The sequence below is a fragment of the Streptomyces sp. NPDC001493 genome, assembly GCF_053597235.1.
Genome location: NZ_JBSFHV010000001.1, coordinates 29,638 through 42,476, shown reverse-complemented (window position 1 = coordinate 42,476; position 12,839 = coordinate 29,638). Strand labels below are relative to the sequence as shown.

The following is a 12,839-nucleotide window of genomic DNA, read 5'->3' as shown; positions in this document are numbered from 1 at the left end:
ATACAGAGACCACCGAGTCGCCGAAGTCCACGGAGGTCGACACCCATGACTACGCTGGCGGAACGCCTCAACTCCTGGTTCGCCGATGCCGCCACCCCGGATGCCGTGGGCCGCCTGCGTGAGCCGTCCACGTCGGAGGTCGCCAAGGCGATCTCCGACGACGCGCGACACGACGTGACGATCTCCCGGAGCTATCTGACGGCCCTGCGCAACGGTTCGCAGACCAACCCGACGGTCAGCGTCCTTTCCGCGATCGTCACGTACTTCCAGTCGCGGAACATGACCCTGCAGGTGTCGGTGAGCGCACTCATCAACGAGACCCCGCCGGACAGCCCGGCGAAGTCCAAGGACGGATGGGCGGAGGCACTCGGCGACCGGCAGGTGCAGTCCATCGCGATGCGGGCCGGCCGGCTGACGCCCGAGCTGCGCGAGCAGCTGCTGTCGATCATGGATGTGCTCGACGGCTCGCCGAAACCGCCCGCCGCCGGAGAATCCGGCGACGGCAGGGCGTAAGGGGCTCAAGCGTGCCCACCCACCGGCGACGGCACGGCCCGGGCGGCACGGGCTGCATCGCGCGCAGTTCACGCGAGAGCCGCACGAGGGTGCCCAGGTCTTCTTCGTAGTCATGGCCGTCACCCCTGCGCGGAGCGAAGACGAAGACCGCTTCCGTCGGCGGGCCGCCGCCCCGCCCTCGCTCGCTCCGGAGCCGCAGGGCGAGTTCGACCAAGCGGGCGGATGCCCTCACATCCACGTCGCCCGCCCCGGAGTCCGCTCCCCCTTCGGCCGCGAGCCGCAAATAGGGCCCGAGCCGGGTCAGTCCGTCCCGGCACTCCACGTAACGCCGGTAGACCGACGCGGAATCCTTGAAGAGCGCACGCCAACGACGGGTACGCCGCTCCAGCACGAGCTCGGGGTATGCCTCCACCAGCCGGCGCCACAGTTCTTCCAGCCCATTGAACTGGCGGCGATGATCGAGAATCTCCCGCACCGCACTCACCACGCTGAAGAAGAACGGCAGGCCCAGGCCCACGCAGACCACGATGGCGGCGATCTGGCCGAAGAGGAAGACATCGGGGTAGTCGATCAGCCGGCCAGGCTCGCGCAGCGAGGGCAGATTCACCCAGAGGAAGCGAAAAATGCAGGTGAGGGCCAGCCCTCCCAGGCCGACAGCGACGATGCGCAGCGACGTCCGCCGCAACTGACCGCCGCGCCTGGAATGCCGCCAGGCCAGATAGGCACTGGAAGCATATCCGAACAACAGATAGAAATTGCCGAAGTTGTAGAAAGTGCGCACGCGCCAGTCGACGAGGTAGGCCGACGTCAAAGCGTGATCACGCAACGGCGCGGGCAGGAACGCCGACACGGCGAACATCGCCGCCAGACAGACGAGACAAGCGCCTATTTCCCAGGGCCACGGCGGCGTCAGACGCTCCAATGGACGTTCACGCAGAAATCCGACCATGAAGGCAAGACCGGTCAGGACCTCCGCGTTGTACGTGACCTTGGAAAAGCCCTCGAAGGTGAACCCGTCCACGAAGTGAGGGATGGGCGCCTGCGCCAGCACGTTTCCGGCACCCATCAGCAGCAGTGCCAGACAGAGATGCAGCCGCATGGGATCGCGCAGCCGCCGCTGGATCAGACCGGGCATCGTCCACAACGTGCCGCCGAGCAGTGTGATGATGGCGACGAGATTGAGTGCGCTCACAGGGCTCCGTCGGTAAGCACCAGGCTGTTGTACACCGAGTGCCTCCATGGCTCGTCGAGCCCCTGACTCCGCATGCGCCGACTCATCGAAATCGCCCGGTACATGATCGTCGAGGCGATGATCTCGGCGTCCCGCTCGTCCCGGTCGGAATAACTGGTCCGCTCCACCACTCCCGAAGGCCGCTCACCCGCGAGGTCGAACGCGATGATGTGTCCGACCTCGTGGAGAATGATGTGCGCCTGGTGCGCTTTCGTGGTCTTGGCCTGATAAACGATGACATCCTCGTGGTCACGGGATATCAGCACTCCGAACGGCCCGTCAGTCGACAGGTCCCACTCCATGAGCCTGATGGGCCTGTCGCGCATTCCGCCGAGCTCCTCGCACAACGCGGTTACGCTCAACGGCAGGCGCGGCGTGAGCCGACGCATCAACTGGTGGCTGCGACTGCGCAATCGGGCGTCACGCAGCCGGTCCTCCCGCGTACTGAGCGGCCGTTTCAAGAGCCCCCTCTTCCCTCGGTCCGACACTTGGTCCCCTTCATGCGACAAATTTCGATTCCTGTTTCGCACGTCACCCCGTGGACAAGCCCAAGAACCTGATCACGGAGAATCTAGGGCACCCGCCGCCGTCGGCCAACGAAAAGAGATCCACTTCACTCCATCGTAACGACTGGTTAACCACCGGTAGCGACCTCCGGACGGTCATCCTCCGCCAGGCGGGGTGGATCCACATCATCCCCTCCGGCCCCGCCCGACTCCCCTACAGGGAGTTGGGAGTTGTTCGTCGCGTTCTGTCGAAAACGGCTGGATATGCACGACCTGAGACGCAATTCGCGCGGCCGAATGCTCGACGCGACATCGGTCTGTCGTAAAAGAAACCGAGACAGGCCGAAAAGTTGGCCGGAATGCGATTTTCTCCACTCGGACGCATTGGAAACGACACACGGCTCGACGGATCGCCACTCTCCGCAGCCCCGGCCTGTGCCAGAATCACGCCGTTCGAGGCGCCGTCGGTCCGCCGGGCACGTCGGTCCGGGGGCTCACCAGGTGCAGGTGATCCCCGCCGCAGCCGCCGGACGGCGTGCGGGTTACGGTGCGGACGCCCCACCCGTCGAACTCCAGGATCACCATGAGCACCCGCCACGACACGCGTCCGCCCGCCGCCCCCGACATCCGGCTCATCGTCACGGACATGGACGGCACCCTGCTGGACGCCGAAGGCAACGTACCGGCGGGCCTGTGGCCCCTGCTGGAGGAACTGGGCCGTCGCTCCATCGTCTTCAGCCCGGCCAGCGGCCGCCAGTACGCCACGCTGGCCCACCTGTTCGAGGGCGCGGACGAGGGCATGGTCTACATCGCGGAGAACGGCGCCCTCGTCGTACGCGACGGTGTCGAGCTGTCGTCCGACCCCGTCGACCCGGCGGTCTCCGCCCGGCTGGTCTCCTGCGTCCGGCAGCTGGCGGAGGACGGCCGGAACGTCGGCGTGGTGGTCTGCGGGAAGCGCGCGGCGTATACCGAACGCGGCGACGAGGCGTTCCTGGCCGAAGTCACCAAGTACTACCGGTCGCACCGCGTCGTGGACGACGCGACCGCGGTGGACGACGAGATCATCAAGATCGCCGTCCTCGACTTCGACGGGGCCGAACACGGCTCCGCCCGCGCCCTGGAGGCGTTCTCCGACACCCACCAGGTGGTCGTCTCGGGCGAGCTCTGGATCGACGTCATGAACCGCACCGCCGACAAGGGCGCGGCCGTGCGCCGCCTCCAGCAGCGCCTGGGCATCGGACCGGAGCAGACCATGGTGTTCGGGGACTACCTCAACGACCTGGAGATGCTCGACACCGCCGACTGGTCGTTCGCCATGGCCAACGCCCACCCGGACATCCTCCGCCGCGCCCGCCACACGGCCCCGGCCCACACCGACGAGGGTGTGCTGCGCACCATCAAGAACGTGCTCGGGATCTGACCGTCCCGCCGGCGGGGGGCTCGCGGAACGTGCGGGCTGACGGCGGGTGGCAGGCGGGGCAACGACGGGTGGCCGGTTCCGGCGGCCGGTGACGGCCACCGGAAGCATCGGTGAACACCTCCCCGTCCCCCTTCTCACGCCGTCGGCCGGTCAGCACACTCGCGTCATGATCAACTTCACGGCTGCGCGCCTGCGCGCCCTCGCTCCCGCCCTGCTGGCGTTCGCCGCGGTGCTGGCATCGCCCACCACCGCCTCGGCCGCCGGACACCCGTCCGGCCCGTCGCACGCCTCGCACGCCTCGCACGCCTCGCACGCCTCGCACGCCTCGCACGCCTCGCACGCCTCGCATACCTCACCCGGCTCGCACGCCTCCGCGCACGGCGGACGGGACGACCGGGCGGCATTCTCGCTGCTCCAGATGAACCTCTGCTCCAGCGGATACGCGGGCTGTTACGCCCGGACCGAGTACCCGAAGATCCTCGACGAGGTCGTCGACCGCGTCCAGGCCCACCGCGTCGACGCCGTCACCCTCAACGAGGCGTGCAGCGCCGACGTCGCCGAGATCGCCGCGCGCACCGGGTACCAGTACCGGTTCGCCACGGTCATCTACCGGGGCGCGCCGCTGGACTGCAAGACGCCCACCGGGCGCGGTGTCTTCGGCAACGCGGTCCTCACCAGGGACGCCGTCCGCTCCTCCGAGGACGCCGCGTACTCCGTGTTCAGCGGGGTCGAGGAGCGTCGCTGGCTGTGCGTCACCACGGCTCGCGGGGTGAACGTGTGCGGCAGCCACCTGTCGACCGACGGTGAGGCCGCCGACAGCACCAACTCGGTCCAGTGCGCCGAACTCGCCGCGGTCCTCGCCGACCGGGGCCGCCGGACGATCTTCGCCGGTGACGTCAACCGCCACGCCTCCTGCGCCCCCGAGGGCATGTGGACGCTGACGGACGACACCGCCACCCAGTCCCCGGGCATCCAGCACGTGTACGGCAACCTCGCCGCGCCGAAGGTGACGGTCGAGCCCGCCACGTACACGGACCACGACGCGGTTCTCGTACGGGCCCGCCTGCGCCGCTGAGCCGGCGGCACCGCCACGGTCCACGTCCCCGAACGGCACGGTCCCCGCGCACCGGGCGGGTCGCGTCCGTCAGACGTCCTGGTCCGCCCCCAGGGCGTACAGGCGCGGCAGGTTGACCACGATCGCCTCCTGGGTGCTCCGCGCGATGACGACCACGGCCTCCTCGGTGGGGTCCGGGTTCTCCTCGCGGTGCGGCACGAACGGGGGGACGAAGATGTAGTCGCCCGGCGAGGTGCGCAGCCGCACCTCATCCGGCTCCTCGCCCGAGTCGTCCAGGAAGACGAACTCCGGGTGTCCGCTGACCACATGGATGGCGGTCTCGGACTCTCCGTGGTGGTGGTCGGAGGAGGCGGTCGCGGGGGCCACGTGGGTCTGGCCCATCCACAGCTTCTCGGAGCCGACGGTCTTGCCGCTGACGGCGCTGAACCTGCGCATGCCGCCGGTCTGCGCGGTGTCCCCGTCGAGGCCGTCCGCACGGATGTGGTGGAGGCGGCTGCGCAGGGGGGCCGTCGGGCCGCTCTGCGGCGCGTGGAGATGAGGGTGGAACCCCTCACCGGGGGTCGTCAGCGGCTCGCTCATGGCTGGGACGCTAGGGCGCCCCGGAAAAGGATGTCAAGAGGTGTCCTTTCCCCTTCACCTGCGGCAATGTTCCCGCAACATAAGAACCGAGTGGACGGAGTACGTCGCCTGCGGCCCGCTTCCGGGGGCATGATGTGGCCATGCATATCTCCGCGAAGGCGGACTACGCCACGCGCGCCCTTCTCGAGCTCGCGAGTGATCCCGGCCGTCCGCTCTCCTGTGAAGCCATCGCGTCCGCGCAGCACATTCCGTTCCGCTTCCTCAAGTCCGTGGTGGGTGAGTTGCGCCGGGCCGGCCTGGTGCGCAGCCAGCGTGGCTGCGAAGGCGGTTACTGGCTCGGCAGACCCGCCGACGAGATCGCCCTGCTCGACGTCGTGCGCGCTGTCGACGGCGAACTGATCACCCTGCGGGGCGAGTCGTTGGACGGACTCGACTATCCCGGCCCCGCCGTGGGCCTGCCCGGTGTGTGGCGACGGGTCGAGTCGGACGCCGCCGCGACGCTCGGCGGGCTGAGCCTCGCCTCGCTGCTGCCCTCCGACGCGCGCGAGCGGCCGTCCGCGATCGGTGCGGCGTGACGGCGGGGGGACGGGACACGCCCTTGGTGGAGGTGGTGGAGTACACCGACCCCATGTGCCCGTGGGCCTGGGGTTCGGAGCCGGTCTTCCGGCGGCTGCGGACGGCACTGGAGGGCAGGGTCCGCTGGCGGCGGGCGTACGCCGTGCTCTTCGACGACGAGGTGGACGACCCGGCGCCGGATCCGTCGGCCGAGACGGCCTGGTACGCGCGTTACGTCGAGGAGATCAGCGCGCACACCGGTGCACCCCGGGCGGCCCGGCTCAGGCGGGTGGCGGCAAGCTCCTGGCCTTCCTCGCTGGTTGCCGTGGCCGCCGAACTCCAGGGCGCCGACGTGGCGGAGGGCGTGCTGCGGCGGTTGCGGGAGACCGTCTTCGTGCTGGGCGACCCGGCGGACACCCTCGAACGCGCGGTGGCCGCCGCTCGGGGTGTCCCGGGAGCGGACACCCACCGGCTGCGGTCCGACGCGGCGTCCGCCGCGGCACGCGAACGGGTGGAGCGCGACCGTGCGGAGGCGCGGCGGCCGGTCGCCGAAGTGCGGTCCGTACGCTACGACTCGCCGCACCCCGGTTCGGCCAAGGAGACCTCGGACGGCGGCTTCCGTTACGCGCTGCCGACGCTGCTCGTACGTACCCCGTCGGACCGTCGCACCGTCCCCGGCTGGCGGCCGTACGCGGCGTATGCGGCGGCCTTCGAGGAGCTGGTCCCCGGCCTGCTCGACGCGTCCGCCCCGCTCTCGCCGGCCGAGGCGCTGAAGCGTCACCGGAGCCTGACCGGGCCGGAGCGCGGGCTCCTGGCACCGGGGATCTGGCCGCCGCCCGGCGCGGTGCCGGTGGACGGGCCCAACGGCCTTATCTGGCTGCATCCTGACGAGGCGTCAGCACGCTCGGGCTCCCCCTTCCAGCTTCCCGCAGGGCCCTGAGCTGCCATTGCGGCAACGTCCCGCCCAATGAGACACCAATGGGTGTCCATTGACAGAGGCGGATGGCCGCGGCCAGGATGAGGCCATGCTCACGACGCACCCCGGTGTGGTTTGCCGCTACGTGGACCTGCGGCGCACCTCCAGCGCACTCTGTCGCTGACCGTCCCCGCACCTCCACTCCACAGGCGACGCCCGACCTCCGTCGGCAGCCCCGGCCGTTCACCGGCCCGCTGATCCACTGATCCGCGCCTGTCCGTTCGCGTCAGCTCCTCGTCTTCCGTCGTACCTCCTCGCCGTACCCCCGTGCGGGTCGTGAGTTCCCGGCGCCCACCCAGGGCCCCGCTCCCGCCCCGTCGTGCGCCGACGCATCCCCGCGACGCACGCCCGCACCCCCGGCGACGGTTCCGTGCGAGTGCCGCGCTGCTCCCTTCACGCTCCTCCGCTTCCTCCTGCCCTTTTCCGGGCCGGGACTCAATCAGAGAGAACGAGATGCTCGCACGACTCACGCTCCGACACCGACCGGACGTCCGGTCGGCCCGAAAGGCGGGCGGCCTGAGGGCCGCGGCCCTCGGAACCGCCGCCGTCGCCCTGCTCGTCCCGGGCCTGAGCGCTTGCGGCGGCAGTGGCTCCGCGTCGGCCGGCGCCGCGACCCTCAAGTGGGCCTCGTCCTACTTCCCCGGCCACTGGGACCCCGTGGTGTCGGGCAGCGGCGCCCAGTTCCGCGAACTTGCTCTGGTCTACGCCTCGTTGACCCGTACCGATGAAGAAGGCAAGGCCGTCCCCGACCTCGCCGAGAGCTGGGAGTACAACGAGAAGGGCGACCGCATCACCTTCCACCTGCGGCCCGGCCTGAAATTCAGCGACGGCGAGCCGGTCGACGCCGCAGCCGTGAAGGCGGCCATCGAACGGGCACAGAAGCAGAAGAACTCCGCGCTCTTCGGTGACCTGACCTCGATCGGCTCGGTGCGGGCCCACGGCCTCGACGCGACGCTCGAACTCACGCAAGTCGATTACCAGATACCTCAGTTGCTCGGCGAGCGCGTCCTGCAGATCGCCAGCCCGAAGGCCGCCGCGAACCCCGCGAAGCTGGATCAGAACCCGGTCGGCGCCGGTCCGTTCGTCATCGACCAGCTGATCCCGGGCACCAAGGCGGTCCTGCGGAAGAACCCCGACTACTGGGACGCGAAGAACATCCACATCGACAACGTCGAGCTGGTGTCCGCCCCCGACGCCTCCACCGTCGTACCGGGCCTGCAGACCGGTGTCTACAACTTCGCGGACATAGAGCCGAGTCAGGCCGACGCCGCCGGAAAGGCGGGGCTGGACGTCTTCTCCCAGCCCGGATTCAACGCCTCCAACATCAGCCTGAACATCAACAAGGCGCCGTTCGACGACGACAGGGTCGTCGATGCCTTCCGCTACGCGGTCAACCGCGAGGAGTTCGTCGACAAGCTGACCTTCGGTCACGGGGAAGCGACCGACCAGCCGTTCCCCAAGGGCTATGTGGCGTACGACGCCGAGTCGGAGAACGCCTACCCCTACGATCCCGCGAAGGCGAAGAAGCTCCTGGCCGAGGCGGGCCACCGTCCGGGGGAGCTCAAGCTCGACCTGGTCATCCCCGCCGAGGACCCCCAGGCGGAGATCGTCCAGTCGCAACTGGCCGCCGTGGGCGTCAAGGTCACCATCAAGATCGACAAGAACTGGGCCACCCCGTTCTTCGCGAAAAACCTCGCCTTCTCGCTCTACTCGACCACGGGGCGCGACTCGGCGGTACAGACCCTCACCGCCCACTTCGGCCCCAACGGCCCGCTCAATCTCAGCTCCCCCTATGAGCCGGAGGGCTTCGAGAAGGCCGTCGCCAAGGTCCGTCAGACGCCCCTGGACGCGCCCGACTACACACGGGTCCTCCAGGAGGCGACGCGCGCGGGCCTCGCGAGCAAGGCGCTGATCTTCACCTTCTCCTCCCCCAACCTCTTCGCGAAGAGCAAGTCCGTCTCCGGTCTGCCGAAGAACCCCGCGCACATCGACTGGACCGGCGTGACGGTCTCCAGCGGTTCCTGACCGTCCGGCCACTCCACCCACTCCATCACTCCACTCACTCCATCCACTCCATCCACTGCAGAGAGGAGGCAACCCCATGACGACGACCACGGCGGAGGCGACTCCCGAGCGCCGCCGCGGGATCGCCGGGGCGAGGGCGCGGCACGCCGCAGGACGCATGGCCTCCGCCCTGGGCCGGTCGGTCGCGATCTTCGTACCGGTGTTCCTGGTCGCGACCTTCGTGACGTTCGCGCTGCGGGCCATGAGCGGACTCAGCCCCGCACGCATCCAGCTGGGCGAGGACGCCACCCCGGACGCGATCCATCGCATCGAGGCCGAATGGGGGCTCGACCAGCCCTTCCTGACCCAGTACTGGCACTGGTTCACCGATGTCCTGCACGGAGAGCTGGGCTCCAGCTGGGTCAACGGGGCCGACATCTCGACGCTGATCGGCCTCGGTCTCGGCGTCAGCCTCTCGGTCGCGACGTTCGCACTGATCATCGGCGTGGTCGTCGGCTTCCTCCTCGGCACGGTGGCTGCGCTCCGGCGCACCACCCTCCTCGACCGCGCGATCACGGGCTTCGTCACCGTGATCTCGGTGATGCCGGCCTTCGTCGTCGGCATCGTGCTGGTCTCGGTCCTGGCCGTCCAGCTCAAGTTGTTCCCTTCGGCCGGATACATCCCGGCCGAGCAGGGCTTCGGTCCCTGGATCGCGCACATCACGCTCCCCGCACTCGCGCTGAGCTTCGACGTCATCGCCGACGTGGCGCGTCAGCTGCGGTCCAGCCTCGTCGCGGCGTACGGCGAGAACTACGTGACGGGTGCGGTCGTACGGGGCCTGAGTCCGCGGCGGATCTTCTTCGGCCACGTCCTGCGCAACGGGATCGGGCCCGCTCTCGCCACGGTCGGGCAGAAGTTCCCGGCGCTGGTCGGCGCCTCCGTGATCACCGAGTGGATCTTCGGCCTCCAGGGCTTCGGCCGGTTCGCCAACGACTCCGCACAGGCCGGCGACGTGCCCGCGGTGCAGGGCGTCCTCGTGGTGTCGATCGTGCTGGTCGTCTCCTTCAACCTGATCATCAATCTGGTGCTGGCCCGTGTGATGCCGGCATCCCGACGGGGGGTCTGACGATGGTGCGCCGCGTCCTTACACTCACGTCCGGCCGCATCGCCGTGGCCGTTCTCGTCCTGATCGCCCTCCTCACGGTGTGCGGGCCGTGGCTCGCTCCCCAGGACCCCCTCGCCGTCAGCGGCAACACGCTCGCTCCGGCGTCGGGCGCCCACTGGCTCGGGACGGACTATCTGGGCCGTGACGTCTTCAGCCGCCTCCTGGACGGCTCGCGCGTCAGCGTCCTCGGTTCGCTGGAGGTCGCGCTGACGGCCCTGGTCGTCGGGGCGGTCCCCGGCATCCTGTCGGTCTACTCGGGCCGGGTCTTCGAGTGGCTGACCCTCCGCCTGGCCGACACGCTGGTCGCCCTGCCCTTCCTGCTGTTCGCCATCGCGGTGATCGCTCTGCTGGGCAACGGCATCACGCAGGCCATGCTCGTCACCGGCGCGCTGGTCTCGCCCCTCTTCTACCGGGTGGCCCGGGCGGCCACCCTGGCCGTGGCCCGCTCGCCGTACGTGGAGGCGGCGATCGTCTCCGGTGCCTCCATCGGCTGGATCGTGCGCCGCCACGTCTGGGTCAAGGTGTTGCCGCCGATCGCCGTGGCGCTCGCCCAGACCATCGGCGTCGGCTTCGTCATCGTCTCCAGCCTGACCTTCCTCGGCATCGGAGTGCAGCCACCCGCTCCCACCTGGGGCGGTCTGCTCGCCTCCGACCTGAGTTACCTCAGCCACCAGCCGTGGGCACCGGCTGCACCCGCCCTACTGATCATGATCACGGTCTGGGCCTGCAATCTGCTCGCCGACGCCATCCGCGACGTGTCCGGTGAGGCGGGCCGCGCGCTGGTCGCCGGCCGCGGGGCCAAGTCCGGCCGCACCGGCTCGTCCGCCCCCGTCCCCGCCCCCGTGGGAGGTTCCCGATGAGCACTCTGTCCCAGCACGCTCATTCCCAGCAGGCCCTTCCCGACAACGCGCTTCCCGCCGACACCCTTCCCGACAACACCCGTACCGCCAACGCCTCTCCCGCCGATACCCGGCAGTCCGGCACCGACGTCGCGTCCGCTCCCCCGACGCAGACCCAGGCGCAGGCGCAGGCGCAGGCGCAGACGCAGACCGCACCCGTGATCGCCGTCCGCGACGTACGCATCGACGACCGCGCCACGGGCCGGGAGATCGTCCACGGGGTGAACTTCGAGCTCACCCCGGGAAAGTCGGTCGGCATCGTCGGCGAGTCCGGCAGCGGCAAGACCCTCACCTGCCGTGCGGTGCTCGGCATCCTCCCCCCGCACTTCGAGGTCTCCGGCGGATCGGTCGAGATCGACGGCACCGACATCGCGACCCTGACACCCCGTCGGTGGACGGCCCTGCGCGGCACCACGATCGGCGCCGTCTTCCAGGACCCGGCCTCCTACCTCAATCCGTCGATCCGGGTGGGCGCCCAGATAGCCGAGGTCATCCGGGTGAAGACGGGGGTGAAGCGCCGCGAGGCACGACGGCGGGCCCTCGCACTCCTCGGCGCGGTACGGCTGCGGGACCCGGAGCTGGTCTACGGCCAGTACACCTACGAGTTGTCTGGCGGCATGCTCCAGCGCGTCCTGATCGCCGCGGCGATCGCCGTCGAGCCGCGGGCCCTCATCGCGGACGAGGCCACGACGGCGCTGGACGTCACGGTCCAGGCCGAGATCCTCGATCTCCTCGCCGAACTGCGCGAGCGCACCGGGCTGGCCCTCGTCGTGGTCTCCCACGACCTGGCCGTCGTCGCCCAGTTGTGCGACGAGGTCCTCGTGATGCGGCAGGGCACCGTGGTGGAGCAGGGCCCGACGCACTCCGTACTGCACGCGCCGCGGCACGAGTACACCCGGCTCCTCATCGCCGAGCACGAAAGCTACGGCCTCGACAAGTTCCTCACCGCGAAGGAGGCGTCATGACCACCACGGCACCCGGAGCGGAGACGTACGCCCCTCAGGAGAAGCCCCCCGCCCCGGTCCTGGACATCAGAGGCCTGGAGGTCCGCTACGGAAGGGGCCGACGGGGCCGGAACGCGCTGCACGGGGTGTCGTTGAGCGTGGAGCCCGGCGAGACCGTCGGCGTCATCGGCGAGACCGGGTCGGGGAAGTCCACCCTCGCCCGCGCCGTCCTCGGACTGGTGCGCGCGTCGGCCGGCTCGATCCTCGTCGGCGGTGAGGACGTGACCGGGTTCAGCGCCCGCCGGTGGCGCTCGCTGCGGCGGCGGGGCGTCGTCCAGTACGTCTTCCAGGACCCCCTGCGCAGCCTGGACCCGGACCTCACCATCGAGGCCTCGCTGACCGAGCCCCTGCTCATCCAGGGTGTGGGGCGCGCGGAGGCGGTGGGGAGGGCACGCGCGTTCCTCGACCGGGTGCACCTGTCCGCAGAACTGCTCCAGCGGCTGCCCGGAGAACTCTCCGGAGGCCAGCGCCAGCGGGTCGCCGTGGCCCGCGCGCTGATCACCGAGCCCGCCCTGGTCATCCTCGACGAACCGGTCAGCGCCCTGGACTCCGCCAACCGCGTTCAAGTACTGGAGATCCTCAAGGAGCTCCGCGCCGGCGGGACGTCCCTGGTCTTCATCTCCCACGACCTCGGCTCCGTCGCCGGGGTCGCCGACCGCATCGCCGTGCTCTACCGGGGCGAACTCGTCGAGGTCGGCACGGCCCGTGAGGTCATCGGCCGGCCGCGGCACGCGTACACCCGGCTGCTCGTCGGCTCCGCGCCCACACTGCACACGCGCACCGCCGACCGCGCCGAACGCGAGTCCCTGCGCGCGCAGTTGAGCGGCTGAGCGGCTCTCAACGGACAACGGCTCGACGGCTGACCACCGCACTCGACGACACCTGCCCCCTTCCGCACCATCGAGAGGAACA

At 69.9% G+C, this 12,839-nt stretch carries 13 protein-coding genes; 10 read left to right on the top strand and 3 right to left on the bottom strand.

Features of this window, described 5'->3' with window-relative positions; translation table 11 throughout:
- Positions 1 to 45 precede the first annotated feature (45 nt).
- Positions 46 to 513 carry a hypothetical protein gene (locus ACWCWD_RS00140; RefSeq protein ID WP_450768941.1) on the top strand — a complete coding sequence of 156 codons (468 nt, stop codon included), beginning with the start codon at positions 46 to 48 and terminating at the stop codon, positions 511 to 513.
- On the opposite strand, the gene ACWCWD_RS00135 is transcribed toward ACWCWD_RS00140, so the two are convergent.
- Together ACWCWD_RS00135 and ACWCWD_RS00130 are read right to left on the bottom strand one after the other, a co-directional pair.
- Positions 446 to 1,705, bottom strand: coding sequence for an MAB_1171c family putative transporter (locus ACWCWD_RS00135; RefSeq protein WP_450768940.1), 1,260 nt, complete (start codon positions 1,703 to 1,705; stop codon positions 446 to 448). The two genes, ACWCWD_RS00140 and ACWCWD_RS00135, sit on opposite strands and share 68 nt — an antisense overlap.
- On the bottom strand, positions 1,702 to 2,205 hold the full coding sequence (locus ACWCWD_RS00130) for a hypothetical protein (protein WP_450768938.1): 504 nt from the start codon (positions 2,203 to 2,205) through the stop codon (positions 1,702 to 1,704). Before ACWCWD_RS00130 ends, ACWCWD_RS00135 begins: the two co-directional genes overlap by 4 nt.
- A 628-nt stretch (positions 2,206 to 2,833) precedes the next feature.
- Here ACWCWD_RS00130 and ACWCWD_RS00125 point away from each other — a divergent pair.
- Both ACWCWD_RS00125 and ACWCWD_RS00120 read left to right on the top strand, forming a co-directional pair.
- Positions 2,834 to 3,670 (top strand): Cof-type HAD-IIB family hydrolase, encoded by an 837-nt coding sequence (locus tag ACWCWD_RS00125; protein WP_450768937.1) that lies wholly within the window; start codon positions 2,834 to 2,836, stop codon positions 3,668 to 3,670.
- A gap of 166 nt (positions 3,671 to 3,836) precedes the next feature.
- The gene (locus tag ACWCWD_RS00120) at positions 3,837 to 4,745 is read left to right on the top strand and encodes an endonuclease/exonuclease/phosphatase family protein (RefSeq protein ID WP_450768935.1); all 909 of its coding nucleotides are present in this window, start codon (positions 3,837 to 3,839) and stop codon (positions 4,743 to 4,745) included.
- Between the two features lie 69 nt (positions 4,746 to 4,814).
- Here ACWCWD_RS00120 and ACWCWD_RS00115 read toward each other — a convergent pair whose 3' ends face one another.
- On the bottom strand, positions 4,815 to 5,324 hold the full coding sequence (locus ACWCWD_RS00115) for a cupin domain-containing protein (protein ID WP_450768933.1): 510 nt from the start codon (positions 5,322 to 5,324) through the stop codon (positions 4,815 to 4,817).
- A 140-nt stretch (positions 5,325 to 5,464) separates the two neighbouring features.
- On the opposite strand from ACWCWD_RS00115, the gene ACWCWD_RS00110 reads away from it, so the two are divergent.
- The 7 genes from ACWCWD_RS00110 to ACWCWD_RS00080 all read left to right on the top strand — a co-directional run bounded on the left by ACWCWD_RS00110 (position 5,465) and on the right by ACWCWD_RS00080 (position 12,757).
- Complete coding sequence (locus tag ACWCWD_RS00110) at positions 5,465 to 5,899, top strand: RrF2 family transcriptional regulator (protein ID WP_450768931.1); 435 nt, start codon at positions 5,465 to 5,467, stop codon at positions 5,897 to 5,899.
- A gap of 53 nt (positions 5,900 to 5,952) precedes the next feature.
- Positions 5,953 to 6,819: a DsbA family oxidoreductase gene (locus ACWCWD_RS00105; protein ID WP_450769648.1), complete on the top strand. Its 867-nt coding sequence runs from the start codon at positions 5,953 to 5,955 to the stop codon at positions 6,817 to 6,819.
- Between the two features lie 489 nt (positions 6,820 to 7,308).
- Complete coding sequence (locus tag ACWCWD_RS00100; RefSeq protein ID WP_450768929.1) at positions 7,309 to 8,880, top strand: ABC transporter substrate-binding protein; 1,572 nt, start codon at positions 7,309 to 7,311, stop codon at positions 8,878 to 8,880.
- A 76-nt stretch (positions 8,881 to 8,956) separates the two neighbouring features.
- Entirely contained in the window at positions 8,957 to 9,985 is a 1,029-nt protein-coding gene (locus ACWCWD_RS00095; protein ID WP_450768927.1) for an ABC transporter permease, read from the top strand.
- Between the two features lie 2 nt (positions 9,986 to 9,987).
- Positions 9,988 to 10,884: an ABC transporter permease gene (locus tag ACWCWD_RS00090; protein WP_450768925.1), complete on the top strand. Its 897-nt coding sequence runs from the start codon at positions 9,988 to 9,990 to the stop codon at positions 10,882 to 10,884.
- Positions 10,881 to 11,888 (top strand): ABC transporter ATP-binding protein, encoded by a 1,008-nt coding sequence (locus tag ACWCWD_RS00085; RefSeq protein WP_450768924.1) that lies wholly within the window; start codon positions 10,881 to 10,883, stop codon positions 11,886 to 11,888. Before ACWCWD_RS00090 ends, ACWCWD_RS00085 begins: the two co-directional genes overlap by 4 nt.
- Positions 11,885 to 12,757 (top strand): ABC transporter ATP-binding protein, encoded by an 873-nt coding sequence (locus tag ACWCWD_RS00080; protein WP_450768922.1) that lies wholly within the window; start codon positions 11,885 to 11,887, stop codon positions 12,755 to 12,757. The genes ACWCWD_RS00085 and ACWCWD_RS00080 overlap by 4 nt, the downstream gene beginning before the upstream one ends.
- The last annotated feature ends 82 nt before the right edge of the window (positions 12,758 to 12,839 follow it).

Excerpts from the sequence above, each read along its gene's own strand:
- ACWCWD_RS00140 (WP_450768941.1), top strand. The coding sequence starts at position 46 with ATGACTACGCTGGCGGAACGCCTCAACTCCTGGTTCGCCGATGCCGCC.
- ACWCWD_RS00125 (WP_450768937.1), top strand. The coding sequence starts at position 2,834 with ATGAGCACCCGCCACGACACGCGTCCGCCCGCCGCCCCCGACATCCGG.
- ACWCWD_RS00120 (WP_450768935.1), top strand. The coding sequence starts at position 3,837 with ATGATCAACTTCACGGCTGCGCGCCTGCGCGCCCTCGCTCCCGCCCTG.
- ACWCWD_RS00115 (WP_450768933.1), bottom strand. The coding sequence starts at position 5,324 with ATGAGCGAGCCGCTGACGACCCCCGGTGAGGGGTTCCACCCTCATCTC.
- ACWCWD_RS00110 (WP_450768931.1), top strand. The coding sequence starts at position 5,465 with ATGCATATCTCCGCGAAGGCGGACTACGCCACGCGCGCCCTTCTCGAG.
- ACWCWD_RS00105 (WP_450769648.1), top strand. The coding sequence starts at position 5,953 with ATGTGCCCGTGGGCCTGGGGTTCGGAGCCGGTCTTCCGGCGGCTGCGG.
- ACWCWD_RS00100 (WP_450768929.1), top strand. The coding sequence starts at position 7,309 with ATGCTCGCACGACTCACGCTCCGACACCGACCGGACGTCCGGTCGGCC.
- ACWCWD_RS00095 (WP_450768927.1), top strand. The coding sequence starts at position 8,957 with ATGACGACGACCACGGCGGAGGCGACTCCCGAGCGCCGCCGCGGGATC.
- ACWCWD_RS00090 (WP_450768925.1), top strand. The coding sequence starts at position 9,988 with ATGGTGCGCCGCGTCCTTACACTCACGTCCGGCCGCATCGCCGTGGCC.
- ACWCWD_RS00085 (WP_450768924.1), top strand. The coding sequence starts at position 10,881 with ATGAGCACTCTGTCCCAGCACGCTCATTCCCAGCAGGCCCTTCCCGAC.
- ACWCWD_RS00080 (WP_450768922.1), top strand. The coding sequence starts at position 11,885 with ATGACCACCACGGCACCCGGAGCGGAGACGTACGCCCCTCAGGAGAAG.